The sequence below is a fragment of the Brevibacterium sp. 91QC2O2 genome (genome assembly GCF_024580695.1).
Classification (GTDB): Bacteria; Actinomycetota; Actinomycetes; order Actinomycetales; family Brevibacteriaceae; genus Brevibacterium; species Brevibacterium moorei.
This window is the reverse complement of the sequence record NZ_JANIJY010000054.1, coordinates 1-1217: the sequence shown is the minus strand read 5'-3', so window position 1 is coordinate 1217 and position 1217 is coordinate 1. Positions and strand designations below refer to the sequence as shown.

At 64.7% G+C, this 1217-nt stretch carries 1 protein-coding gene; it reads left to right on the top strand.

From position 1 onward, the window contains the following. The coding region (locus tag NQ036_RS15380) for an IS110 family transposase (protein ID WP_257060000.1) at window positions 1–1074 on the top strand (1074 nt) is incomplete at its 5' end. Between the last annotated feature and the right edge of the window lie 143 nt (window positions 1075–1217).

Here is a 1217-nt window from a genome sequence, read left to right as displayed (position 1 = left end):
CTGCGGACTGTCATCACCAAGATGACCGGCCATGGAACGGTCCTCGTCGTGGTGGACCAGCCGGCCACGATCGGCGCACTCCCCGTCGCGGTCGCCGCCGCGATGGGCGTCCTCGTCGGCTACATCCCGGGCCTTGCGATGCGCCGGATCGCCGACCTACACCCCGGCCAGGCGAAGACCGACGCCCGCGATGCCGCGATCATCGCCGACGCAGCCCGCACCATGCCGCACACCTTGCGGTCCATCGTGCTGGCCGATGAACAGGCTGCGCAGTTGTCGATGCTGTGCGGGTTCGATGACGATTTGGCCAAGCAGGCCACAGCCACGTCGAACCGCATCCGGGGCCTACTCACCCAGATCCACCCCGCGCTGGAACGGGTGGTTGGCCCGCACCTGGACCATCCCGTTATGCCCGCGCTGCTAGCGAAATACCCGAGCCCAGCCGCGTTGAAGAAAGCCGGCCAAGCGCGTGTGACGACCTTCATGCGCAAGTATGCGCCGCGGGCTGCCAAACGGTGGGCAGCCGCGATCTTCCAGGCCCTATCAGAACAGACCGTCGTGGTTGCCGGAACCGACGCCGCCGGAATCGTCTTGAAGCAGCTCGCCGGCCAACTGAGCCAGTTGCGCGAGTCCCGCGACGAGGTCTACACACAAGTCGAGGCCCTCGTGGAGGCTCACCCTCTTCACGACCTCCTGACGTCCATGCCGGCGGTCGGCGTCAGGACAGCTGCCCGGATCATCACCGAGGTTGCGGGCAAGCACTTCGAGACCGCAGGACACTTGGCATCCTATGCCGGACTCACACCCGTGACCTGGAGATCCGGTACGTCGATCCGCGGTGATCACCCATCGCGGAAGGGCAACAAAGTCCTCAAACGCGCCTTGTTCCTGTCCGCTTTCGCCGCGTTGAAGGACCCGATATCGAGAGCGTATTACGACCGGAAACGTGCCGAGAAGAAACGCCACAACCAGGCCATCATCGCGCTAGCCAGGAGGCGCTGCGACGTGCTCTTCGCGATGCTGCGCGACGGCACCTTCTACACCCCACCGGCACCCAGGGCAGCCGCCGCGTAAACCGGCTCACACCGACCAACTGGTGGCACCGTGACGACGAACTACACGGTCAACCGGTCACCCCAGCACGCCCCAAACTGAGTCAAGCGGATTCCGGGAAAAATCTACCGAATCGCTTGACAAAGAACATAGGGACACCCCCC